Consider the following 22,937-nt stretch of genomic DNA (forward strand, 5'->3'; position numbering starts at 1 on the left):
GGGAAATGATGATTTCGACGTTGGGCCGGATACTGTCCGAAAATGGGCTGGCGCCGATCGCATACACCGGCGGCGAGGGATTCGCCCTGCTGCACCGGCCCGGCCGGCATCCGGACGTCGATCTCCTGGCCGGCCCGGCGATCGAGGTCGACACGCTGGCCGAGCTGCCGCTGGACCGCGGCGAGGTGCTGGCGGCGATCCCGTACCGGCAGATCGCCGAACGCGGGTTCGCCTGTCACGACGACGGCACGCCGCTGGCCGCGATCATCCCGACGCGACGCCACCGGCTCCCGGTCGCCGACCTGGTCCGGGCGACGTCCGGCCTGCCGGTCACGGTGGCCGAGGGCCGGTTCGACATCGACGACGACCAGTACGCCGCGCTCGTGCGGAAGATCATCGACAACGAGATCGGGCAGGGGCGCGGCGCGAACTTCGTCATCCGGCGGGCGTTCCGGACCACCGTCGACGACTGGTCGGTCGACACCGCGCTCGCCCTGTTCGCCCGGCTGCTCCGGCAGGAACGCGGCGCCTACTGGACCTTCCTCGTGCACACCGGCACGCGGGTGCTGATCGGCGCCTCGCCGGAGAGCCACCTGACGCTGTCCGACGGGGTCGCCACGATGAACCCGATCAGCGGCACCTACCGCTACCCGCCGGGTGGCGCCACCACCGCCGGTCTGCTCGAGTTCATGGGTGACCGCAAGGAGTCCGACGAGCTGTACATGGTGCTGGACGAGGAGCTGAAGATGATGTCCCGGATCTGCCGGGACGTCCGGGTCGTCGGGCCCGCGCTGCGTCAGATGGCCAACCTGGCGCACACCGAGTACTTCATCGAGGGCCGCACCGAGCGGGACGTGCGCGACCTGTTGGCCGAGACCCTGTTCGCCCCCACGGTCACCGGCAGCCCGCTGCAGAGCGCCACCGAGGTGATCGCCCGCTACGAGCCGGGCGGACGGGGGTACTACAGCGGCGCGCTGGCCCTGGCCGGGCGGGACGAGTCGGGCCGGCCGACGCTGGACTCGGCGATCCTCATCCGCACCGCCGACATCAGCCTTGACGGCGGTGTGCGCATCGACGTCGGAGCCACCCTGGTCCGGCACTCCGACCCCCGCTCCGAGGTGGCCGAGACCCACGCGAAGGCGGCGGGCCTGCTGGCCGCGCTGCATGCCGACCGCCGGCCGCCCATGGCACCGGCCGTGTCGGACACGGCGGGGTCGGCCGGGCAGGCGCCCGGTGTGCGGGACGCGCTGGCCGCCCGGAACGACGGACTGTCCCGGTTCTGGCTCGGAGGCCGGCCGCCGGTGCGGGCCGCCGGCCGAGGGGCCCGCACGGTCATCCTGGACTGCGAGGACACGTTCACCTCGATGCTGGCCGCGCAGCTGGCGTCCCTGGGGCTTGTCGTCGAGGTCCGCGGCATCCACGACCAGGGCTCGTTGGCCGACGCCGACCTGGTGGTGCTGGGGCCGGGGCCGGGCGACCCGCGGGACGCCCGCGACCCGAAGATCCGTCGGATGGCCGAGGTGGTCGGGGAGGTGCTCGATCACGGCACCCCGCTGCTGGCCATCTGTCTCGGCCACCAGGTGCTGGCCGTCGAACTCGGGCTGGAGGTGGTCCGGCGCACCGTGCCGAACCAGGGCGCCCGACGGTGGATCGACCTGTTCGGCCGCCGGCGGCAGGTCGGCTTCTACAACACGTTCGCCGCCCGCGGCCGGCTCGACGACCGGGTGGCGGTGTCCCGCGACCCGGCCACCGGGGAGATCCACGCGCTGCGTTCGGACCGGTACTGCTCGGTTCAGTTCCATCCGGAATCGGTGCTGACGGAACACGGCACCGACATTCTGGGCGAACTGATCGAATCGTTGTTGTCACCCGTCGCGGCGGGAGTTCCCGGAAAGAACTACTCGCCCGAGTAGTGGGCACGCCCGCACATCGTCACTAATGTCGACGGTAGGGAAGACAAAATCCGAGCAGCGGAGTGTGCGGTGGACATTCTCGTGCGCAAGTACGGCGGCACCTCGATCGGGAATCCCGACCGGCTGCGCCGTGCTGCGCGCTCGGTCGCCGCCGCCGCCCGCAACCGGCCCACCGTCGTCGTGGTGTCCGCGCAGGGCGACACGACGGACCGCCTGCTCACCCTCGCCGAGCAGGCGGGGCACCAGCACTTCGGCCGGGAGACCGACCAGCTGCTGGCCACCGGGGAGTCCGCGTCCGCCGCGCTGTTCGCGATGGCGGTCGAGTGGGCGGGATCGCCCGCGGTCTCGCTCACCGGCGACCAGGCGGGCGTCCGGGTCAGCGGCCCGGCCGGCGCGGGCGTGATCAGCGCGGTGGACACCACCCGGATCCGCCAGGAGTTGGCCCGCGGGCGGGCCGTCGTCGTCGCCGGTTTCCAGGGCAGCAACGACGAAGGCGACGTGGTGACGTTGGGCCGCGGCGGATCGGACACGAGCGCGGTGGCGCTGGCCGCCGCGCTGGGCGCTCCCGACTGCGAGATCTACACCGACGTGGACGGCGTCTACACGGCCGATCCCCGCGTCGTGCCGACCGCGCGGCCGATGCGGTCGGTGGCCATGCCGGCGATGGTCGAGATGGCTTTCGCCGGGGCCAGGGTGCTGCATTCGCGGTCGGTCGAGCTGGCCGCGGCCTACGGCATCACCGTGCACGTGCGTAACGCCGCACGGGACACGCCGGGAACCGTGATCGACAACCGGGAGGAGGCGGAGATGGTGGAGTTCGGCGGGGTGCTGGCGATCACCCACGATCTGGACGTGACACGGGTGCTGATCCGCTGCGACGCGACCGGCGCCGATCCCGCCGTCAGCGTGCTGGAGATCTTCGGCAAGCACAACGCGGTGGTCGATCTGGTCGCCCGGTCCGGGCAGTACGAGACCGAGTTCCGGATGGGCTTCGTCATGCGCCGCTCCGACCTGGAGCGGGTGCGCCCGGACCTGGACGCCACCGTCGCGAGCTGCGGCGGCCAGGTCGTGCTCGACGCCGAGGTGGCGAAGGTGTCGCTGATCGGCATCGGGCTGCTCAACCGGCCGAGCCTGACCGCCCGGGTGCTCGCCACGCTGGCCGCCGCCGGCATTGCGACCGGCTGGGTCTCGACATCTCAGCTGCGCACGTCGGTGACGGTGCCGCGGCAGGCCGCCGAGGAGGCGGTCGCCTTGCTGCACAAGGAATTCGAGCTCGACGAACAGGAAGCCCGGCCGGCCTGAGACGCAGGCTGCCGACGGCCACCAGGGGAGGGGGCCACAGATGCCGTTGAACGTTTCCTTCGCGCGCCAACTGAGACTGCGCCGGCTGCACAGGAACCCGGGGCAGCGCCTGCTCGTGCTGCCGCTGGACCATTCGGTCACCGACGGGCCGGTCACCGGCGGCCGGCGGGTGAACGATCTGATCGGCCGGGTCGCCGGCCAGGGTGTGGACGCGGTCGTGCTGCACAAGGGCGCGCTGCGCTACGTCGATCCGGTGCTGTTCACCGATCTCGCGCTGATCGTGCATCTCAGCGCCAGCACGATCCACGCGCCCGACCCGGACGCGAAGTACCTCGTGGCCGGCGTGGAGGAGGCGCTGCGGCACGGGGCCGACGCGGTCAGCGTCCACGTGAACCTGGGCGCCGCCGACGAGATGCGGCAGATCGCCGACCTCGCCGCGGTCGCCGAGGTCTGCGACCGGTGGAACATGCCGCTGCTGGCCATGATGTACCCGCGCGGTCCCAAGATCCGCAATCCGGCCGACCCGACGTTGATCGCGCACGCCGCGACGCTGGCCGCCGACCTCGGCGCCGACATCGTCAAGACGCCCTACGCCGGCTCGGTCGCCGAGATGGCCGACGTGACAAGGGATTGCCCGATCCCGCTGGTGACCGCGGGCGGCCCGCGCCGGGCCAGCACCGCCGACGTCCTGTCCTATGTGGAGGACGTGCTGCGCGGCGGCGCCGCCGGGGTCGCCATGGGCCGCAACATCTTCGCCGCGGCCGACCCGGCCGCCGTGGTCCGGGAGCTGTCCCGGCTGATCCATTCCACCTACCGCGAACCGGACCGGCTCGACGCCGCCGTCTGAGCTGCGTCATCCCTGAGGAGACCGAACATCATGAAGCTGTGCTGGCTCGACCTGCGCACCCTCGGCGCCGAGCGGGACGCGGTGGTCGAAGAAGCGATCCACCAGCGTGTCGACGGCGTGCTGGCCGCGAACCCGGCCCACCTGGCCGAGTTGCCGCCGACGATCACCAAGATCCTGCTGCCCGGCCCGGGCCCGCTGCCGGAGGACACCGGCGCCGCGGACGTGGTCGTCCTCGACGAGCGCCTGCACCCGGGCGTCACGAGCCTGCCCGGCGTGACGGTCGGTCGTTACGTGGAGATCGTGGACGCCGAGACCCTGGAGGTGGCCTGCAAGGCCGCGCGCACCGCGCCGTGGAGCGTGCTGGAGTTCCGCGACCCGACCAAGATCCCGCTGGAGATCGTGCTGGCCGCCGCCGCGGGGGCCGACGGCAGCATCATCACGGTCGCGGGCGACGTCGAGGAGGCCGGGATCATCTTCGGCGTCCTGGAGCACGGCTCGGACGGTGTGCTGATGGCCCCGGCCAAGGTCGGCGACGCCACCGCGCTGAAGGCCGCGGCCGACGACCGGCCGCACGCCATCGACCTCGTCGAACTGGAGATCACCGGGATCACCCACGTCGGCATGGGCGAACGGGCCTGTGTGGACACGTGCAGCTACTTCCGCCAGGACGAGGGCATCCTGGTCGGCTCGCATTCCAAGGGCATGATCCTGTGCGTCAGCGAGACCCATCCGCTGCCGTACATGCCCACCCGGCCGTTCCGGGTGAACGCCGGCGCGATCATGTCGTACACCCTGGCCGACAACAGCCGCACCAACTACCTGAGCGAGCTGACCGCGGGCAGCCGGGTGCTGGCGGTGGACGTGAAGGGCCAGACCCGCTCGGTCACGGTCGGCCGGGTGAAGATCGAGTCGCGGCCGCTGCTGTCGGTGGACGCGGTGGCGCCCAACGGCGCCACGGTGAACCTGATCCTGCAGGACGACTGGCACGTCCGCGTGCTCGGCCCGGGCGGCGTGGTGCTCAACAGCACCGAGCTCAAGCCGGGCGACGTGGTTCTCGGTTACCTGCCGACCGAGGACCGGCACGTCGGCTACCCGATCGACGAGTTCTGCCGGGAACAGTGATGCCGGTCTTCGACGCGCACGTCCGGCTGGCCCCGCCGCCCACCGCCGTGGAGCGACTGCTGCACACGCTGGACGCGCACGGCATCGAGCGGGCGGCGGTGGCGGCCGGTGGCATTCTCGGGCTCGTCCAGCTGTCCAGGCAGTTGGTCGACGGCAGCCATGTCACCGGTGACGCCGACAACGACGCGGTGCTGCGGGCCGCGCTGAATGCACCCGACCGGCTCACCCCGGTGTACTTCGCCAACCCGCACGCGCCGGCGCGGCGCTACCGGGAGCGGGCGGCCGAGTTCGCCGGCATGGAGATCTCGCCGGCCGTGCACGGCGTGCCGCTGAGCGACGGGCGCACGGCGGAACTGGTTGCGGTGGCGGCAGAACACGGGCACTCGGTGTACACCGTGTGCATCACCCGGCCCGGCTGCGAGGTCGCCGATCTAGTCGCGTTGGCCGAGCGGTTCCCCGCGGTCACCTTCCTGTTGGGGCACAGCGGGATCGGCAACATCGACTTCCACGCCGTCGAGCTGGTCCGGCCGCTGCCCAACATCCTGATGGAGACCTCCGGCGGGTACACCACGGTGGTCAGGGCCGCGGTGGACCGGCTCGGCGCGGACCGGGTGCTGTTCGGGTCCGAGCACCCGGTCCAGCACCCGAGGGTCGAGCTGGCCAAGTTCGAGGTGCTCGACCTGCCGGCCGACCAGTGGCGCCGGATCTCCTGGGACAACGCCGTGGCGCTGTACGACAGCCCGCAGAGGGAAGGAGTTCCCCGTGACCGACACGATCACCCGGCGCCCGCAACTCGGTGACTGGGCCGATCTCGCCGCACTGGCCGAACTCCAGGACGCCGCGCTGCCCCGGGTGCTGCGCTGGGCGGGCGGATCGCCGTTCTACGCCGATCGGTTCGCGGGCGACCCGCCGGACACGCGGGCCGGCTTCGAACGGCTTCCGTTGACCAGCAAGCAGGATCTGCGGGACAACTACCCGTTCGGGATGCGTGCCGTGCCCAACGAACGGGTCGCCACGTACCACGAGTCCAGCGGCACCGCCGGCATGCCGACGCCCTCCTTCTACACCGACGAGGACTGGCTCGATCTGGCCGAGCGGTACGCCCGCAAGTGGGTCGGCATCTCCGCGACGGACACCTTCCTGGTGCGCACCCCGTACGCGTTGATGGTGACCGGGCACCTCGCGCAGGCCGCCGCTCGCTCGATGGGGGCCACCGTCGTCCCGGGCGACAACCGCTCGCTGGCCATGCCGTACTCACGGGTGCTGCGCGTGCTTCACGACCTGCACGTCACCCTGACCTGGTCGATGGCCACCGAGACGCTGCTGTGGGCCGCCGCCGCCCGGGCCGCCGGACTGCGGCCCGACGCCGATTTTCCGCACCTGCGCGCGCTGTTCGTCGGCGGGGATCCGCTCAGCGACGCGAAGCGCGCGCGGATCACCGAGCTGTGGGGCGTGCCGGTGGTGGAGGAGTACGGCTCCACGGAGACCGGCAGCCTGGCCGGCCAGTGCCCGCACGGCCGCCTGCACCTGTGGGCGGATCGGGCGATCTTCGAGGTGTACGACCCGGCGACCGGCGCGATCGGTCGGGACGGCGCCGGCCAGTTGGTGGTGACCCCGCTGTACCGGGAAGCCATGCCGCTGCTGCGGTACAACCTGGAGGACGCCGTCGAGGTGTCCTACGAACCGTGCGCGTGCGGCTGGGCGCTGCCCGTCGTGCGGGTGCTCGGCCGGTCCGCGTTCGGACACGAGGTGGCGGGTCGCACGGTGACCCAGAGCCGGCTGGAGGACCTGGTCTTCGGACTGCCCGCCGAGCACGAGGTGCTGTTCTGGCGGGCCCGGGCCGAGCCGGAGGTCCTGCGCGTGCAGATCGAGGTGCCGCCGCAGCACCGGGCGCCGGCCTGCGCCCGGTTGCACGATGCGGTGGTCGCCGAGTTCGGCGTGCCGGTGGAGGTCGTCGGCGTCGAGCCGGGAACGTTGGTGCCGAAAGAAGTGCTGACCGGCGTGCACGACGTGGTCAAGCCGAGAGGGCTGTTCGGCGCCGACGAGGACTGGGACAAGGCGCTTCTCTACTACTGAGGCCGTGCGAGCGGGAAGGGGACTCGTGTTGCGTACCAGCCAACCGCGCATCGCCATCATCGGCGCGGGGATCGGCGGCCTCGCGGTTGCCGCGGCGCTCACCCGGGCCGGGATCGGCTGCGAGGTCTTCGAGCAGGCGAGCTACCTGGCCGAGGTGGGCGCCGGAATCCAGTTGGCGCCCAACGCGGTCCGGTTGCTGCACCGGCTCGGCCTGCGCCGGCACCTGACCTCGGTCGGTGTCCGTCCCGACGCCATCCATCTGCGGCACTGGGACGACGGGCGGACCATCGCGCGCACCCCGCTGGCCGACTGCGAGACGGTGTTCGGCGCGCCCTACTACGCCGTGCACCGTGCAGATCTGCACCGGGGGCTGCTCGAACTGCTGCCGCCCGGCACGGTCCGGCTCGGCCTGCGGTGCGAGGCGATCGAGGAGCACGACGACGGCGTCGAACTCACCCTGTCCGGCGGACGCGTCTGCCGGGCGGCCCTGGTGATCGGCGCGGACGGCATCCACTCGGTCGTGCGCGCCGCGCTGGCCGACGACCGGCCGCGGTTCTCCGGCCAGCTGATCTACCGCGGGCTGGTGGCCGCCGAGAAGGTGCCGTTTCTGGTTGAGGAGCCGGCGGTGCGGCTGTGGCTCGGTCCCGGTCAGCACTGCGTCTCCTATCCGGTGTCCGGCGGCCGGCAGGTCAGTTTCGGCGCCACCCGGCAGACGGAGACCGGGGGCGACGAGTCGTGGTCCGCGCAGGGGGAGATCGCCGACGTGCGGGAGGCCTACCAGGGCTGGCACCCGGAGGTGCGCAAGCTCTTCGACGCCGCGGACACGGTCGGCCGCTGGGCGCTGCACGACCGTGACACCATCAGCCGCTGGAGCACCTCGCGGCTCACGCTGGTCGGCGACGCGGCCCATCCGATGCTGCCGTTCCTGGCCCAGGGGGCCAATCAGGCCGTCGAGGACGCGATCGTGCTGGCGCTGTGCCTGCAGCAGCACGGCCTGGACGACATCGAGACCGCGCTGGACCGTTACCAGCAACTGCGCGTGCCGCGAACCACCGAGGTGCACACCCGGTCCCGGGCCAACACCCGGACGCTGCATCTGGACGACGGTCCCGATCAGTCCGAACGCGACACGACGCTGGGCGGCGGCTCCGCGCTGGCGGCGCAGGAATGGCTGTACGGCTACGACGCCGAGTCGGCGGTCACCGTACGAGCGAAGATCGACTGAGATCGACGACAGGGGGGATCACATGCGGAACCGGACAGGGACGGCGCGGGCGATCGCGGAGGTCGACGACGGGCTGGCCGGCCGGGTCGCCGTGGTCACCGGGGCGGCGCAGGGAATCGGTGCGGCTGTTGCGTCCGCGCTGGCCGAGCGCGGCGCGGTGGTGGCGGCGCTGGACCGCGCGGTGGACGTGCTGGACAAGACCGTGGGCCTGCTGACGGACGCGGGCCACCGCGCCGTGGCGTTTCCGACGGACGTGCGGGACAGCTCGGACGTGAACCGCACGGTCGCCGCCGTCGAGCACGAGTTGGGGCCGGTGGACGTTCTGGTCAACGTGGCCGGTGTGCTGCGGGTCGGTGCGGTGGTGGACCTGACCGACGAGGACTGGGCCGCGGCCTTCGAGGTCAACTCGGGCGGGGTGTTCTACATGTCCCGGGCAGTGGCGCGAGGGATGTCGCAACGCGGGCGGGGGGCCATCGTGACCGTCGCGTCCAACGCGGCTTTCGTGCCGCGGCAACGGATGGCGGCCTACGCGGCGTCCAAGGCGGCGGCCCGTGCCTTCACCCGCACGCTGGGCCTGGAACTGGCCGGCCGGGGCGTGCGGTGCAACGTCGTGTCCCCGGGCTCCACTGACACCCCGATGCTGCACGGCCTGTGGACCGACGAAGCGGGGGAACAGTCCACTCTGGACGGTGACCTGGCGGCGTACCGGGCCGGCATTCCGCTGCGCAAACTGGCCACCCCGGCCGATATCGCCGACGCCGTGGTGTTTCTGGCCTCCGATCGGTCGGGCCACATCACGATGCAGGACATCACCGTCGACGGCGGCGCCGCGCTCGGCGCCTGACCGGAAGGAGGACCATGGCCATCCCCGCCATCGAACCGTACGACCTGCCCGGACCGGACGAACTGCCGGATGCCGTGCCCACCTGGACCCCGGACCCGCGCCGCGCGGTGGTGGTCGTCCACGACATGCAGCGGTACTTCGTGGACTTCTTCGACACCGCGAAGCCACCGATGGCGCCGCTCGTCGACAACATCGGCGCCCTGCTCGGGGTGGCCCGTCAGTTGGGCGTCCCGGTGCTCTTCACCGGCCAACCCGGTGGCATGACCCGGCAGGAACGCGGTCTGCTGCATGACGTGTGGGGCGCGGGCATGTCGACCGACCCCGCGCAACGGGCGATCATCCCCGCGCTGGCCCCGGAGGCGGACGAACCGGTCATCACCCGTTGGCGCTACAGCGCGTTCGCCCGCACCGACCTGGAGGACCGGATCCGGGAAGGTGGCCGTGACCAGCTCATCCTCTGCGGCATCTACGCGCACGTCGGCTGCCTGACCACGGCCACGGACGCCTTCGGCCGTGACATCGAGACCTTCCTGGTGGCTGATGGCGTGGCCGATTTCACCCGTGCCGACCATCTCATGGCCCTGCGCTACGCGGCCCGCAACTGCGCCGTCGTCCGCACCACGGCAGACCTGTGCGCGAGCCTGACCGCGGCGGCCCGGATGGTCGCGGTCCGCCCCGGCGATCAGTAGGTCGTGCCCATAGCCGTCCTGACTTCGGAGAGGGTGGCGTCGGCGATGGCGTTGGCCCGCTCGTTGCCGACCTGGAGGATCTTGCGCACGTGGGAGAGGTCGGCGGCGTAGTCGGCGCGGCGGGCGCGCATGGGGGCCAGGAACTCGTTCACGGCGGCGGTGACGGTGCGTTTCAGCGCCGCGGCGCCACCGGCGCCGACGGATGAGGCGACCTGTTCCGGTGTGACGCCGAGGCAGAGGGCGGCGAGCAGGACGAGGCTGGACACCTCGGGTCGGGCAACGGGGTCGTAGGTGATGTGGCAGTCGGCGTCGGTGCGGGCGGACCGCAGCAGGCGGGCGGTGTCGTCGGCGGTGGCGGAGATGCTGATGGCGTTGTGCCGGCTCTTGCTCATCTTGGTCCCGTCCGTGCCGAGCAGGACGGGCGCGGCGGACAGCAGGGCGTCGGGCTCGGGGAAGACGGGGCCGTAGCGCTCGTTGAACCGGCGCGCGATGGATCGGGTGATCTCGATGTGGGGCAGCTGGTCCCGGCCGACGGGCACGAGATTTCCCTTGCAGAACAGGATATCCGCGGCCTGGTGCACGGGATAGGTGAACATCAGCCCGCTCACGGCGTCCTGCCGGGAGTGGGCGATCTCGTCCTTCACGGTCGGATTGCGCCCAAGCTCGGACACGGTGACCAGGCTGAGGAACGGCAGCATCAGCTGGTTCAAGGCCGGCACGGCGCTGTGCGTGAACACGGTGGCGCGTTCGGGGTCGATGCCGACGGCGAGGTAGTCCAGCACCAGCCCCTCGACGGTCTCGGTCAGGCGGTCGGCCACGTCCCGGTCGGTCAGCACCTGGTAGTCGGCGATGATCACGAACAGGTCGACGCCCATGTCCTGCAATCGAACCCGGTTCTGCAGCGTGCCGAACAGGTGCCCGAGGTGCAGCGGGCCGGTGGGCCGGTCGCCGGTGAGCACGCGGAAGCGCTCCGGGTGGGCCTGGATCTGGTTCTCAACCATGGCTTGCTTGTCTCCCAACGGATGAAGGGTCCGCGAGACAGCCGACGAAAGAGAAGGTGCCGTCCTCGCGGACGGCACGCGCGTGCGTGGAATGGCCGTCCCTAGGCGGGACGCCACCAGTTGAGGCACGCGGTCGAGGTCATGGCGGCATCATACCCGCAGGCGGGGGAACAGCGCCTCGGAATTGCCGCGATCGATCGCCGCCCGCAGCTCGGAGTTCTCGTACTGCTTGTTGATGAACCCCACGGCCACCGGTGGCGCGAAGGGGAAGTCGCTGCCGTACGTGATGTGCGAGGGACAGGATCAGATCCCGGCCCGAATCCCGTTGCCGTCCATGAACTTCAAGGCGGACGACTCCGGCCACGAGGGCAGGTCGATGCCGCCGGGCGGATTCCCTTGTCCCGCATCCACTCCGCGTACCGGGGCGGGACCACGTGCTGGTGTGTGTCGATGCGCAGCATCAGATGTCCCTGTCTGCCGGCACGATCAGGGCCGCGAACAGCCGGGGCAGCACCTCGGTGACGTACTGCCCGTTGTCCGTGCCGGTGAGGATTGCGCGCTTCAGAGTGGCCTCGTACAAAGCGATGATGGTCACGACGGCGCTGTGTGCGTCGACGGTCAGCCGCCGGCCCAGTCGGTCGAGCGTGCCCAGCAGGATCTCGGCCAGCCGGTTCTGGAACTGCTCCTCGGCCGCCGCGGTCGGCGGGCGCAGGTCGCCCTGGCGCAACGCCTGGGCGGTGAACTCGACGTTGAGCATGTACCAGGTGCGGTCCGAGGCCAGCGACTCCATGAACAGCTCGCCGGCCTGCCGCAGCACGTCGGTCGCCACATCCGGGTCGCTGATGTCGGCGGCGTCGATGGCCCTGGTCACGGCGACGTGCAGCCGGTCGACGCGTTCCTGCGCCTGCACCTCGTGCACGGCCAGGAACAGCTCTTCCTTGCTGGCGAAGTTGGAGTAGAAGGCGCCCCGGGTGAAGCCGGCGCGCTCGCAGATCAGCTCCACCGGCGCGTCCCGGATGCCGAGCTCGCTGAACACCTCGTAGGCGGCGTCGATCAGCCGCTCGCGCGTCCGCGCGCGCCGGCGCGTCGTTCCGGTCATCTCACCCGTCCGCGTGACTCGATACACAGTGCATCGGATACATCGTGCATTAAGATACACGATGTATCGTCGCTGACCAGGGAGCCGATCGTGTCGTCGTTCCTCTACCGACTGGGCCGGGCCGCCGCCCGGGCCAAGGTGCTGGTCCTGGCCATGTGGCTGGTGGTGCTGGCCGCCGCCGGCGGCGGCGCGCTGCTGCTCAACCAGGGCACGGACGACACGTTCGCCATCCCCGGCTCCGAGTCCCAGGACGCCCTCGACCACCTCAAGCGGGTCTTCCCCGAGACCGCCGGCACCTCGGCCCAGCTGGTGGTCCTGGCCCCTGGACGCGTCGACACCCCGGCGATCAAGGCCGCCGTGGCCGACGAGATCAACCGGATCAAGAAGGTCGACCAGGTCGCGACCGCGGTCGATCCCTTTGACGGCAACAAAGGCATCTCCGGTGACGGCCGCGCGGCGCTGATCGCCGTGCCGCTGACCGTGCAGCAGCCGCAGTTGCATCCGGCCACCAGGACGGCGCTCACGACCATCGCCGACGATCTCGCCGCCAAGACCGGCACGCACGTCTACACCGGCGGCGACGCCTTCTCCAACCGCGTGCCCAAGCTCAGCCCGACCGAGGGCATCGGCCTGGTCATCGCACTCGTGGTGCTGGTGCTGATGTTCCGGTCGATCATCGCCGCCTTCATGCCGCTGCTGACGGCCGTGCTCGGCGTCGGCATCTCGATCAGCCTCGTGTACGTGGCGACGCTGGTGGTGCCGATCTCCTCGACCGCGCCGATGCTGGCGGTGATGCTGGGCCTGGCCGTCGGCATCGACTACGCCCTGTTCTTGCTGTCACGGCACCGAGATCAGCTGGCCGAGGGACTCGACGTCGAGGAGTCCATCGCCCGGGCGACCGCGACCGCCGGTTCGGCGGTGATCTTCGCCGGCCTGACGGTGGTGATCGCGTTGCTGGGGCTGGCCGTGGCCGGTATTCCGTTCCTCACCACCATGGGCATCGCGGCGGCGGTGGCGGTCGCCTTGGCCGTGGGCGTCGCGGTCACGTTGGTGCCGGCGCTGATGGCGTTCGCCGGGCATCGGTTGAAGCCTCGAACGCCGCGCCGGAAGAAGAAGCGTGCCAAGCCGCAGGTCGCTCGTTGGTGGGTGCGGACCGCGACGAAAGCGCCCCTGCTGACGGTGATCGTTGTCTTCGTGGCCCTGGCGGTGTGCGCGATCCCGGCCCTGGATCTGCGGCTTGCGTTGCCGGACAACGGCACCGAGGAGCAGGGCAGCCCGGCCCGCGACACCTACGACGTGGTCAGCGCCCACTTCGGCCCCGGCTACAACGGGCCGCTGATCGTCACCGCGGACATCATCACCAGCACCGATCCGGTCGATCTGGTGAACAAGATCGCCGGCGAGATCCGTACCATGCCCGGCGTCGCCGCCGTGCCGCTGGCCACGCCGAACCCCAAGGGCGACACGGGAATCATCCAGGTGGTGCCGACCACGGCGCCGGATTCCCCGCAGACCGACGACCTCGTGCGACGGCTGCGCGCCCAGGAGCCCCACTTCCTCGACGCCTACGGCACCAAAACCGCCGTCACCGGCATCACCGCGGTCGGCATCGACGTGTCGGCCCAGCTCGGCAGCGCCCTGTTGCCGTTCGGCATTCTCGTGGTCGGGTTGTCGCTGATCCTGCTGGCCATGGTGTTCCGCTCGATCTGGGTGCCGGTCAAGGCCACCGCCGGCTACCTGCTGTCGGTCGGCGCGGCCTTCGGCGCCACGTCGTTCGTGTTCGACCAGGGGCACTTCGCCGAGGCGCTGCGGGTCACCCACACCGGTAGCGTGATCAGCTTCCTGCCGATCATCCTCATGGGTGTCCTGTTTGGACTGGCCATGGACTACGAGGTGTTCCTGGTGTCGCGCATGCGTGAGGACTACGTCCACCACGGGGATCCCCACCGGGCCGTCGAATCCGGCTTCATCTCGGCGTCCCGGGTCGTGGTCTCGGCGGCGGTGATCATGTTCGCGGTGTTCGCCGCGTTCGTGCCGGAGGGCAGCGCGACGATCAAGCCCATCGCCTTCAGCCTGGCGGTCGGCGTGTTCGTCGACGCCTTCGTGGTCCGGATGACGTTGGTGCCGGCGGTGTTGGCGCTGCTCGGCCACCGCGCCTGGGGCCTGCCGCCGAAGTTGGACCGCGCGCTGCCGGTGTTCGACGCCGAGGGGGATTCTCTCGTGCACGAGCTGCGGCTGGCCGACTGGCCCGGCGTCGACGAGGCAATCAGCGCCCGGGGCATCGGGGTGGACGACGACCGCGGGCGGCCGGTGTACCGGGACATCGACCTGCACGTGCCGCGAGGCGGGGTTCTGGTGCTGTACGGCGCCGGCAAGACCGCCTTGCTGTTCACCCTCGCCGGCCGGGTCACCAAGCTCAAGGGGGACCTGAAGGTTCTCAACCGGGTCCTGCCTCAGCACGTGCATGCCCTGCGCCGTGAGGTCACGGTGATCGGCTGCCGGGACAGCGTCGCCCCGGCCGCCGAGGTGGCGGCCGCGCTGGCCGATGACATCGAACTCGTGCTGATCGACGACGCCGACCTGGTGCTGCGCACCGACGAGCGCAACGCCCTGCGTGACCTGATCGCCCGTCGCCGCACCGCTTCCGGCCGGCCGGCGACGGTGGTGCTGAGCTGTCAGGACCCCGATCGCCTCGCCGATCTGCTGCCGGCCGACGCCCGCCTGTTCAGCCTGGCCCAGCCCGCTGAGGTGCACTGATGTTCAAGCCGTTCGCCAACTCCGCCCGCGCGCTGGCCGCCGGCCCGCTCACCTGGAAGACCTGGGCCGGTCTCATCGCCGTGCCGGTATTGATCATGGGCCTGCTGACGTGGGCGCTGTGGTCGCCGGACAGTGATCACGGCACCGCCACCGCGGCCGTGGTCAACAACGACGAGCCGGTCACGGTGAACGGGCAGCTCATTCCGCTCGGCCGCCAACTGGCCGGCGACCTCACGCACAGCGGCAACTCCGCCTACACGTGGGTGCTCACGGACGCCTCTGACGCTTCCTCCGGGCTGGACAACGGGACCTACACCGCCGTGGTGACGATCCCCAAGGACTTCTCCGCCCGCGCAACATCTTCAGCGGCTGGCAAGCCACTCGACGCCACCCGGGCCGTGGTCGATGTGAAGACCTCGGCCAGCGCCGGCGTGATGGATCCCTCGCTGTCGCAACGGATCGCCGACAGCACCCAGCAGACCTTGAACAACCAGGTCGTGCAGACCTATCTGGACAACATCTACGTCGGCTTCACCACCATCCACGGCCAGATCAACCAGGCCGCCGACGGCGCGGGCCAGCTGGCCGACGGCACCCGGCAGCTGGTGCCCGGCGCGCAACAACTCGCCGACGGCGCGGCCAGGCTCGCCGCCGGCACAGCACAGCTGGCTTCCGGTTCGGGCCAGCTGTCCAGCGGCCTCAGTCAGGCTCAGCGGGACACCGCCCAGCTGCCCGCCTTGACCAAGCAGCTCGCCGCCGGCGCCGAACAAGTCGCGCAGGGCAACGAAAAGCTCGCCGGCACGATCGTCCCGCTGGCCAACCGAATCATCGCCGGCATCGATGCCCTGCCGTCGGCCGCCGCCGCGGCGGCCGACATCCAGAAGCTGGCCGACCAGTGCACCGGCGATGCCCAGTTCTGTGACAGTCTTCGGCAGGCGGCGACCCGGCTCAACGCCGACGCCGGCAAGATCGACGGGGCGAAGGCCGCCATGCGGGCCGAGGCCGTGCAGGTCCGTGACGGCATTCAGGCGCTCGCCAGTGGGGCTCGACAGGTCGCCAACGCGAATGCCCAGCTGGCCAAACAATCCGGCGTCCTGGCCCAGGGCATCGCCAGCGCCGCCGATGGCGCACGGAAGCTCGACACCGGTGTGCAGCAGGCGAATTCCGGCGCGCAGCAGCTGGCCGGCGGTACGGCGCAGCTGAGCGACGGGACCGGCAAGGTGAACGACGGTGCGCAGCAGCTGGCGACCTCGCTGGACAAGGGGCGCAACCAGGTTCCCACCTACACCGACGCGGAACGTAGTCACCTCAAGACAATCGCCGCCAGCCCCACTGCGACCGCCTCCGACAGCACGCCGTCCAACACGCTGGCCATCACCCTGTTCGCGGTGTTGGCGCTGTGGGCCTTGGCTTTGGCCACTTACCTGGTCACCCGGGCCGTCCCGGACGCCGTGCTGACGGCACGGGAGCCGACGTGGAGCATCATCATCCGCGCCGCCCTGCCCGGCGCCACGGCCGCGGCCCTGGCCGCGGTGGCCATCACGGCCATCGCGATTCCGGCCCTGCGCCTGGGTATGGGTGGGTCGTTCGAGTTCCTCGGCGTAGCGCTGCTGGCGGCCTTTGCCTTCGCGTCGCTCAACCAGGCCGTCACGGCGGTCTTCGGCCGCGCCGGCCGGCTCGCTTCCCTTGCCGTGCTTGTGCTTGCCTCGGCCACCGGCATCGTGTCCACATTGCCGGGCCCGCTCTACGCCCTGGCCGACTACCTGCCCACGCACGGCGCCGTGCTCGGGCTGCGGGCTGCGGCGACCGGCGATGCCGGCCTCTACACCGGCATCGCCGAACTCGTCGGGTGGCTCGTCGTCGGTGTCGTGGCGGCGATCGTTGTCACCGACCGCCGCCGCTACCTGTCCACGCGGCGGCTCCGCCTGGCCATCGCCTAGCCTCAGTCGGTGAATTCCTTTCCGTACCAGGTCAGGAATGCAGGTACACGGTGCACGTGTCGAATTCAGTGGTATCCAACGCGATGTCCGAATGAGTGTGGACCGCACCGGCCTGCCGTTATCGGATATGCCAGGCCGCGGACACCTGCCGTTGGCAGGGTCCTGTAACCGTTTCAGAAGTGCAGCCTGGACAGTTCCTCGCCGCCGTTGCGGATGAGTGTCTCCAGCTGCCGCCGCCGCTTGGCGAAGTCCTTCACCGGCACCGACAGCGCCACCGCCGCCGTCGTCCGGCCCTCTTTGTCCTTGACCGGCGTCGCCAGGCAGGCCAGCCCCGGCTGGAACTCCTCGATCTCCGCCGCGATGCCCGTCTTGCGGACCAGCGCCAGCTCCCGATCCAGATCTTCCAGCCGGGTGATCGTCCGGTTCGTCAGCCGGGCCAGCCCCGCCCCCGCCAGGTAGTGCCGCCTGGCCGTCGGGGACATCGCCGCCAGCAGCACCTTGCCGAACGAGGTGGCGTGCGCCGACCGGTCGAACCCCAGATCCAGCGGCTCCGCCTTGCGGTGCTCCGGCGAGTCCGCCACCTCCGCCACCACCAGCTCGTCGTCCCGCACCACCGCGTAGTACATCGCCGCCTTGGCCCGATGGTGCAGGTCCCGCAGCGTGTACGCCACCTCCGGCGTCACCGACAGCTGCTCCTTCAGGCTGTCGTGCAGCTCCGGCAGCTTGTAGCCGAGGCCGAACCCCCTGGCGTTGGCCAGTCGCACCAGATAGCCCTCGTGGACCAGCGTGTTCAGCAGGTGATACGTCGTCGAGAGCTTGAACCCCGTCCGCCGGGCCACCGCCTTGGCCGTGATCCCGTCGCCGCCGTCCGCAACCGTCTCCAGCACCCTGAGCGCTCGTTGCACCGAACCGATCAGCCCGCTCGGCGGTTTCGGCTGGGCGTCGGGCATTGGTCCTCCGGTTGCAAGGGTGTCCCGCCCACCGGCAGAGCCAGCGGCGGCTTGGTGTCGAGCTACCGCTGACGCGATGATCATTGAAGCAGCAACCAGGTGGGTCAAGGCGGAACTTTTCACATGCCGGCAAGAGGCCGGGCGACGTGCGGACACCCGCCCCGATCGCCAGCCCCCACCGGCCCCGACCGGGGGACCGCCCGCCGCTGGTCCGCCGCCCGCCGGTAGTCTCCCCTCCACGCGCCGTCCCACCGGCGCCCTGGGGCGGTAGCTCAGCTGGTTAGAGCAGCAGACTCATAATCTGTCAGGTCGTGGGTTCGAGCCCCACCCGCCCTACAGAAACGCCTGGTCAGCGAGCCCGTGTGTACGTCTGGAGCGGCTGGTCATCCATCGGCGCATGTCGCCTTCTCGCCCTGTGGACGCGCGATGCCCCGAACCGTGCGGGTGAGGTCGACTATTCAGCGGGCCGCGGACCGGGACATCGGCCACGTGGTGGCGGCAACTCGGGCAGGGTGGAGCGGGCGGCGTCGGCGGACGAAGGGTCTGCACCTGTGGACGGGGACTTGAGGGTTGCGCTGTCGGCGTTGGACGTGGCGCCTGTGTGGACGGACTGGGCGGCGGAGCATCGCAACGGGCTGAGGCTGGCGACATCAGTGCTGGTGGGGGCGGCAGCGGAGAACCGGCCGCCGATGGTGCTGCTGGGCTCCAGCGCGGACAACGCTCGGCTCGCCGGCACGAGACCCGTGGAAATGGCACGCTGATGGCGGCCACCGAGGTGCAGAACGACTCCGACGGCTGGCTGGTGCTGTGGCTGGAGCCGCTGGGGGAGGACCGGTGGCTGAAGCCGGGTGAGCGGGTCCGGGTGTGCACGGACTACCGCGGGGAGGAGATGGCCTTCTCGGTCACGTACTGGGTGCGCAACGAGGATCGGGCGGCGGGGATCGAGAACGTCAGCGTCTGGGTGGAGAACGGGGACCCTGGGCGGTGGTGACGGACTCGTCGGGGGCGGTCCTTGAATGCGGGCACCAACGGCCAGAGATGGACCGGACTGAGAAGACTTAGACCGAACGCCATGTGGGGTCGGCCCAAACGACGAGGGTGTGCGCGCGATCCGCGGGGCCGTTGTGGACGGTCGAACACGACCTGTGGGCCAACGGGATTCTCGATCCGGTGAACCACACGGCCGATACCCGCCAGTGTCGGGTGTCGCGCCTGGACAGACTCGGGCAGTGATGGATTTCCAGGAGAACGTCATCGACCTGTACGTGGCGGCCAGCATGGAGTTCGAACGCCGGCTGAAGGGCGTGCGGGAGTGGACGGCGGCGACGCCGTGCAGCGAGTGGGACGTGCGGCGACTGGTCAATCACATGGTTCGGGGCAACGTGAACTATGTGGCCCTGCTGAACGGCGCGGAGGCGGCGGAATTCCTGCGGTTGAGGGAGGCCGACGCGCTCGGCGACGATCCGGTTGGGGCGTACGGGACCTCGGTACGGGAGTTCGTCGAAGCGTTCGGTCGACCGGAAGCGTGGCAACGGAGGTTGGACTACCCGCTGGGCAAGGTCAAAGCGGGTCAGGCGGTGGCGGTGCGAATGACCGACACGGTGATCCACACCTGGGATCTGGCGCGGGCGACGCACACCGACGACACGCTGCGGCCGGAGCTGGTGGAGTGGATCGAGGAGAACGCGGCGGCGATCTACGAAGGCCTGGAAGGCATGCAACGGTTCTTCGGCTCGTCGACAAGGGCGGGGGAGTCGAAGCAGGATCGGCTTCTGCGAAGGATGGGCCGGTAGATCACCGCTGAATGAGGGTGGCGGCGGCGGTGGCGAGGATGGCGGTGGCCGCGGCGGCGAGGGCGGGGGAGTCGAGTTTCCACTGCTGCCAGAAGAGTGGGACGTCCATGTGACGGGTGGGGGCGAGGTTGACGAGGGTGCCGGCGGCGAAACCGGCGCGGGCGTGGGCGACGGGAATGAGGCCCCAGCCCAGACCGGCGACGACGGCGTCGAGGTAGGCGGTGGAAGACGGCATCTGGTGCCGGAAAGCGCTGGCGCCGCCGGCGAAGCGGTCCTGGAGCTGGTCGTGGCGGTCGAAGACGATGACGGGGGAGGTGGAAAAGGAGGAGAAAGGGAAAGAAGGAGAGGCGCAGGCGAGGTAGCGGAGGGAGCCGAGGGCCCGCACGGAGCAGCCCTGGACGGGATCGGGGGTGGAGGTGACGGCGGCCATCACGAGACCCTCGCGGAGCAGACGGGCGGTGTGGTCCTCGTCCTCGCGGTGAAGCTCGAAGCAGACGTCGGGGAGGCCGACAAGGGCGGGCAGGAACCAGGTGGCGAGGGAATCGGCGTTGACGGCGATGGACAGGCGGGTGGGCTCGCCGGGAGTGGTCATGCCGAGCTCGGCCTGGGCGTCGAGGGAAAGCTGGGCCAGCTGCCGGGCGAAGCGGACGACGACCTGGCCGGACTCGGTGAGCTGCACGGGTTTGGTACGCATCAGCAGGACCCGACCGGTGCGCTGTTCGAGGGCCTTGACGCGCTGGCTGATGGCGGACGGGGTGACGTGCAGGGCCGCCGCGGCGGCGTCGAAGGTGCCGGCGTCGACGACCGCAAGGAGGGTCCGCACGTGGTCGGTGGGCAGATCGGCCATCATGGGCGCTAATGATACATAAGAATCATTAGCTGGACTGTTGACAAGACCGAACCTAACGTCCGAACCATGACCAACGTCTTGCTCGTCGTGGCGGCGGGCTTCGGCACCTCCCTGTCCCTGATCGTGGCGATCGGCGCGCAGAACGCATTCGTGCTGCGCCAAGGCATCCGACGAGACGCGGTGCTGACGGTGGTGGCGATCTGCGGCGCCTCGGACGCGGTGCTGATCGGGCTGGGGGTGGGCGGCGTGGGGGTGCTGGTGCAGGCGTGGCCGGCGGCGATCACCACGGTGGCCATCGTCGGCGGGGTTTTCCTGCTGGGCTACGGATTTCTGGCGGCGAGGCGGGCGATGAAGCCGTCGAGCATGACGGCGGAGGGCGTGACGACAGGCTCCCGCAAGCGGGCGGCGCTGACCTGCCTGGCCATGACCTGGCTGAACCCACACGTCTACTTGGACACGGTGCTGCTGGTGGGCTCGATCGCCGCCGGTTACGGCGCGTTGCGCTGGGACTTCGCCATCGGCGCGGTGCTGGCCAGCCTGTGCTGGTTCACGGCGATCGGCTTCGGGGCGCGGCTGCTGAGCTCCTTCTTCGCCAGGCCGTCGTCGTGGCGGGTGCTGGACGGGTTGGTGGCGGCGACGATGGCGGTCGTCGGGGTAGGGCTGCTGGTCGGCGCCTGAATTAATACGTCGCGCCCGTGACACGGAACGATCTACGCTGGCGAAGCACTCCCGGTGCGAAGTCCGACGGCTACTTCCTGTCACGAAGAATCCCGCCGTGGGACGCCTCGATCTCGGGAGTGCTGATCGCGGACGTGTCTGGTGCGCAGGCGACGGTTACTTCGGATCAATCGGTCGCGGGTTCGAATCCCGCTCGGGGTGACCCGATAGCTCAGCTGGCAGAGCAATTGACATTACCGTCACCGAATTCGATCTCGGACGCGTCCGCGGTCGCCGAAAGGGGGGTAGGAGCTCATGGCGAAGTTCAACGTGCTGCGTCGGCCGAAGACGCACGAGGGTGGTGTCGGCTTCAAGCGTGACGTCAAGCGGGAGCTGTTCCTGCTCGCCGTGGCGAACATGGTCGGCGAGCACACCTTCTACGAGACCACGGGCGAGCGCGACAACCGGTTTGCGCAGCTCGTGCGGTCCGCGACTGTCGCCGACCCGGAATGGACGGCGCGCCTGCTCGGCTGGCTGCGCGGCTCCGCGAACATGCGCTCGGCCTCGATTGTCGGCGCTGCGGAATTCGCGCACGCGCGCACTGAGCCGGGTATGACGCGACAGGTCGTGAATTCGGTGTTGCAGCGTGCCGACGAGCCGGGTGAATTCCTGTCTTATTGGCTTGCCATGTATGGCCGTGCGATTCCGAAGCCGGTCAAGCGCGGCATTGGTGACGCCGTTCGCCGCCTTTACGACGAGCGCGCGTTGCTGAAGTGGGACAGCGAGGCCCGAGGCGTTCGAATGGGCGACGTGCTGAATCTGACGCACCCGAAGCCGGCCGAAGGCTGGCAGGGCGCGTTGTTCACGCACGCCCTCGACCGCCGTTACGGAAACATCGCCGAAATTCCGACAGGCCTGCCAATGGTCAACGCCCGCGAGGAGCTGCTGGCGTGGCCGGTGGAGCGACGCCGCGAGCTTTTCGCGGCCGACGCGACGCCGACGCTGAAGCGGGCCGGCATGACGTGGGAGTCGGTCGCCGGCTGGCTGCAGGGCCCGCTGACGGCCGAGGTGTGGGCGGCGCTGATCCCGACCATGGGCTACATGGCGTTGCTGCGCAACCTCCGCAACTTCGACCGGGCGGGTGTGTCCGACGAGGTGGCGGCGACGGTCGCGCGGAAGCTGGCGGACCCGGAGCAGGTGGCGCGGTCCCGGCAGCTGCCGATGCGGTTCCTGTCGGCGTTCCGGGCGGCGCCGTCGCTGCGCTGGGCGTGGGCGCTGGAGCAGGCCCTCAACGCCAGCCTCGCCACCGTGCCGAGCCTGCCGGGCCGCACGCTGGTGCTGGTCGACCGCTCGGGTTCGATGTTCTACAGCACCGTGTCCGCGAAGTCCGACCTGACCAGGGCGGATGCGGCGGCGTTGTTCGGCACGGCAATCGCGCTGCGGGCGGCCAAGGCCGACCTCGTTCAGTTCGGCACCACGGCGAGCCCGGTGAAGCTGCGGGCCGGCGAGTCGGTGCTGCCGGTGGTGCGGGACCGGTTCGACAGCCTCGGCGGCACGGACACGATCGGTGCGCTGAAGCAGTTCTACCGTCGCCACGACCGCGTGGTCATCGTGACGGACGAGCAGCACAGCGGCTCCACGCTGCCCACTTCGGTGGTGCCGGGCGGGGTTCCGGTGTACACGTGGAACCTGGCCGGCTACGAGTTCGGGCACACCGAGGGCCGCTTCACCTTCGGCGGCCTGAGCGACGCCGCCTTCGGCATGATCCCGCTGATCGAGGCCGGCGCCCACGACACCTGGCCCTTCTGAACCGCGAGTCCCGCTCTCGGAACGCCATGAACCGGTTTCATGGCTGCCCGAGAGCGGGACTCG

At 70.4% G+C, this 22,937-nt stretch carries 20 protein-coding genes and 1 tRNA gene; 17 read left to right on the forward strand and 4 right to left on the reverse strand.

Translation table 11 applies throughout. The annotated features are described in order from the left end of the window. Positions 1–8: 8 nt before the first annotated feature. The 9 genes from AB0M73_RS12210 (at position 9) to AB0M73_RS12250 (ending at position 10,018) form a co-directional block, all read left to right on the forward strand. The gene (locus AB0M73_RS12210; protein ID WP_363890230.1) at positions 9–1,913 is read left to right on the forward strand and encodes an anthranilate synthase family protein; all 1,905 of its coding nucleotides are present in this window, start codon (positions 9–11) and stop codon (positions 1,911–1,913) included. Positions 1,914–1,982: 69 nt separating this feature from the next. Next, on the forward strand, positions 1,983–3,215 hold the full coding sequence (locus AB0M73_RS12215; protein WP_363890233.1) for an aspartate kinase: 1,233 nt from the start codon (positions 1,983–1,985) through the stop codon (positions 3,213–3,215). A gap of 40 nt (positions 3,216–3,255) precedes the next feature. Next, positions 3,256–4,062, forward strand: coding sequence for a 2-amino-3,7-dideoxy-D-threo-hept-6-ulosonate synthase (locus AB0M73_RS12220; RefSeq protein WP_363890235.1), 807 nt, complete (start codon positions 3,256–3,258; stop codon positions 4,060–4,062). 30 nt (positions 4,063–4,092) lie between these two features. Next, positions 4,093–5,184: a 3-dehydroquinate synthase II gene (locus AB0M73_RS12225; RefSeq protein WP_363890236.1), complete on the forward strand. Its 1,092-nt coding sequence runs from the start codon at positions 4,093–4,095 to the stop codon at positions 5,182–5,184. Then, positions 5,184–5,984, forward strand: coding sequence for an amidohydrolase family protein (locus AB0M73_RS12230; protein WP_363890238.1), 801 nt, complete (start codon positions 5,184–5,186; stop codon positions 5,982–5,984). Before AB0M73_RS12225 ends, AB0M73_RS12230 begins: the two co-directional genes overlap by 1 nt. Beyond that, on the forward strand, positions 5,947–7,260 hold the full coding sequence (locus AB0M73_RS12235) for an AMP-binding protein (protein WP_363890241.1): 1,314 nt from the start codon (positions 5,947–5,949) through the stop codon (positions 7,258–7,260). The genes AB0M73_RS12230 and AB0M73_RS12235 overlap by 38 nt, the downstream gene beginning before the upstream one ends. 25 nt (positions 7,261–7,285) lie before the next feature. Next, a complete protein-coding gene (locus AB0M73_RS12240) occupies positions 7,286–8,485 on the forward strand; it encodes an FAD-dependent monooxygenase (protein WP_363890243.1) in 1,200 nt (399 codons plus the stop codon). Positions 8,486–8,507: 22 nt separating this feature from the next. Next, positions 8,508–9,329: a 2,3-dihydro-2,3-dihydroxybenzoate dehydrogenase gene (locus tag AB0M73_RS12245; protein ID WP_363890245.1), complete on the forward strand. Its 822-nt coding sequence runs from the start codon at positions 8,508–8,510 to the stop codon at positions 9,327–9,329. A gap of 14 nt (positions 9,330–9,343) precedes the next feature. Next, positions 9,344–10,018, forward strand: a complete 675-nt coding sequence (locus AB0M73_RS12250) for an isochorismatase family protein (RefSeq protein ID WP_363890247.1) — start codon at positions 9,344–9,346, stop codon at positions 10,016–10,018. Here the strand turns inward: AB0M73_RS12250 and trpS are convergent. Together trpS and AB0M73_RS12260 are read right to left on the reverse strand one after the other, a co-directional pair. Further along, complete coding sequence (trpS, locus tag AB0M73_RS12255; protein WP_363890249.1) at positions 10,012–11,019, reverse strand: tryptophan--tRNA ligase; 1,008 nt, start codon at positions 11,017–11,019, stop codon at positions 10,012–10,014. The two genes, AB0M73_RS12250 and trpS, sit on opposite strands and share 7 nt — an antisense overlap. A gap of 460 nt (positions 11,020–11,479) precedes the next feature. Further along, on the reverse strand, positions 11,480–12,118 hold the full coding sequence (locus AB0M73_RS12260; protein WP_363890252.1) for a helix-turn-helix domain-containing protein: 639 nt from the start codon (positions 12,116–12,118) through the stop codon (positions 11,480–11,482). A gap of 90 nt (positions 12,119–12,208) precedes the next feature. On the opposite strand from AB0M73_RS12260, the gene AB0M73_RS12265 reads away from it, so the two are divergent. Beyond that, the gene (locus AB0M73_RS12265) at positions 12,209–14,875 is read left to right on the forward strand and encodes an MMPL family transporter (protein ID WP_363890255.1); all 2,667 of its coding nucleotides are present in this window, start codon (positions 12,209–12,211) and stop codon (positions 14,873–14,875) included. Continuing rightward, the gene (locus AB0M73_RS12270) at positions 14,875–16,815 is read left to right on the forward strand and encodes a YhgE/Pip family protein (protein ID WP_363890258.1); all 1,941 of its coding nucleotides are present in this window, start codon (positions 14,875–14,877) and stop codon (positions 16,813–16,815) included. Before AB0M73_RS12265 ends, AB0M73_RS12270 begins: the two co-directional genes overlap by 1 nt. 173 nt (positions 16,816–16,988) lie before the next feature. On the opposite strand, the gene AB0M73_RS12275 is transcribed toward AB0M73_RS12270, so the two are convergent. Next, entirely contained in the window at positions 16,989–17,765 is a 777-nt protein-coding gene (locus AB0M73_RS12275; RefSeq protein WP_363890261.1) for an IclR family transcriptional regulator, read from the reverse strand. A gap of 261 nt (positions 17,766–18,026) precedes the next feature. On the opposite strand from AB0M73_RS12275, the gene AB0M73_RS12280 reads away from it, so the two are divergent. From AB0M73_RS12280 to AB0M73_RS12295, 4 genes are all read left to right on the forward strand, one after another. After that, positions 18,027–18,101 (forward strand) — tRNA-Ile (locus AB0M73_RS12280). A 227-nt stretch (positions 18,102–18,328) separates the two neighbouring features. Beyond that, positions 18,329–18,526, forward strand: a complete 198-nt coding sequence (locus AB0M73_RS12285) for a hypothetical protein (RefSeq protein WP_363890262.1) — start codon at positions 18,329–18,331, stop codon at positions 18,524–18,526. Further along, positions 18,526–18,756, forward strand: a complete 231-nt coding sequence (locus AB0M73_RS12290) for a hypothetical protein (protein ID WP_363890264.1) — start codon at positions 18,526–18,528, stop codon at positions 18,754–18,756. Before AB0M73_RS12285 ends, AB0M73_RS12290 begins: the two co-directional genes overlap by 1 nt. A 241-nt stretch (positions 18,757–18,997) precedes the next feature. Then, the gene (locus tag AB0M73_RS12295; RefSeq protein ID WP_363890283.1) at positions 18,998–19,558 is read left to right on the forward strand and encodes a TIGR03086 family metal-binding protein; all 561 of its coding nucleotides are present in this window, start codon (positions 18,998–19,000) and stop codon (positions 19,556–19,558) included. A 1-nt stretch (position 19,559) separates the two neighbouring features. Here AB0M73_RS12295 and AB0M73_RS12300 read toward each other — a convergent pair whose 3' ends face one another. After that, positions 19,560–20,408, reverse strand: a complete 849-nt coding sequence (locus AB0M73_RS12300; protein ID WP_363890266.1) for a LysR family transcriptional regulator ArgP — start codon at positions 20,406–20,408, stop codon at positions 19,560–19,562. Positions 20,409–20,474: 66 nt separating this feature from the next. Between AB0M73_RS12300 and AB0M73_RS12305 the strand changes: the two genes are divergently transcribed. Next, entirely contained in the window at positions 20,475–21,086 is a 612-nt protein-coding gene (locus tag AB0M73_RS12305; protein ID WP_363890268.1) for a LysE family transporter, read from the forward strand. A 294-nt stretch (positions 21,087–21,380) separates the two neighbouring features. Beyond that, complete coding sequence (locus AB0M73_RS12310) at positions 21,381–22,874, forward strand: TROVE domain-containing protein (RefSeq protein ID WP_363890270.1); 1,494 nt, start codon at positions 21,381–21,383, stop codon at positions 22,872–22,874. Positions 22,875–22,937 lie beyond the last annotated feature (63 nt).

The organism is Kutzneria sp. NPDC051319 (assembly GCF_040682195.1).
Lineage (GTDB): Bacteria > Actinomycetota > Actinomycetes > Mycobacteriales > Pseudonocardiaceae > Kutzneria.

Bases quoted from the DNA above. Each gene is read 5' to 3' on its own strand.
- AB0M73_RS12260 (WP_363890252.1), bottom strand. From the start codon at position 12,118: ATGACCGGAACGACGCGCCGGCGCGCGCGGACGCGCGAGCGGCTGATC.
- AB0M73_RS12245 (WP_363890245.1), top strand. From the start codon at position 8,508: ATGCGGAACCGGACAGGGACGGCGCGGGCGATCGCGGAGGTCGACGAC.
- AB0M73_RS12270 (WP_363890258.1), top strand. From the start codon at position 14,875: ATGTTCAAGCCGTTCGCCAACTCCGCCCGCGCGCTGGCCGCCGGCCCG.
- AB0M73_RS12275 (WP_363890261.1), bottom strand. From the start codon at position 17,765: ATGCCCGACGCCCAGCCGAAACCGCCGAGCGGGCTGATCGGTTCGGTG.
- AB0M73_RS12310 (WP_363890270.1), top strand. From the start codon at position 21,381: ATGGCGAAGTTCAACGTGCTGCGTCGGCCGAAGACGCACGAGGGTGGT.
- AB0M73_RS12210 (WP_363890230.1), top strand. From the start codon at position 9: ATGATTTCGACGTTGGGCCGGATACTGTCCGAAAATGGGCTGGCGCCG.
- AB0M73_RS12305 (WP_363890268.1), top strand. From the start codon at position 20,475: ATGACCAACGTCTTGCTCGTCGTGGCGGCGGGCTTCGGCACCTCCCTG.
- AB0M73_RS12225 (WP_363890236.1), top strand. From the start codon at position 4,093: ATGAAGCTGTGCTGGCTCGACCTGCGCACCCTCGGCGCCGAGCGGGAC.
- AB0M73_RS12300 (WP_363890266.1), bottom strand. From the start codon at position 20,408: ATGATGGCCGATCTGCCCACCGACCACGTGCGGACCCTCCTTGCGGTC.
- AB0M73_RS12295 (WP_363890283.1), top strand. From the start codon at position 18,998: ATGGATTTCCAGGAGAACGTCATCGACCTGTACGTGGCGGCCAGCATG.
- AB0M73_RS12220 (WP_363890235.1), top strand. From the start codon at position 3,256: ATGCCGTTGAACGTTTCCTTCGCGCGCCAACTGAGACTGCGCCGGCTG.
- AB0M73_RS12290 (WP_363890264.1), top strand. From the start codon at position 18,526: ATGGCGGCCACCGAGGTGCAGAACGACTCCGACGGCTGGCTGGTGCTG.
- AB0M73_RS12250 (WP_363890247.1), top strand. From the start codon at position 9,344: ATGGCCATCCCCGCCATCGAACCGTACGACCTGCCCGGACCGGACGAA.
- AB0M73_RS12230 (WP_363890238.1), top strand. From the start codon at position 5,184: ATGCCGGTCTTCGACGCGCACGTCCGGCTGGCCCCGCCGCCCACCGCC.
- trpS (WP_363890249.1), bottom strand. From the start codon at position 11,019: ATGGTTGAGAACCAGATCCAGGCCCACCCGGAGCGCTTCCGCGTGCTC.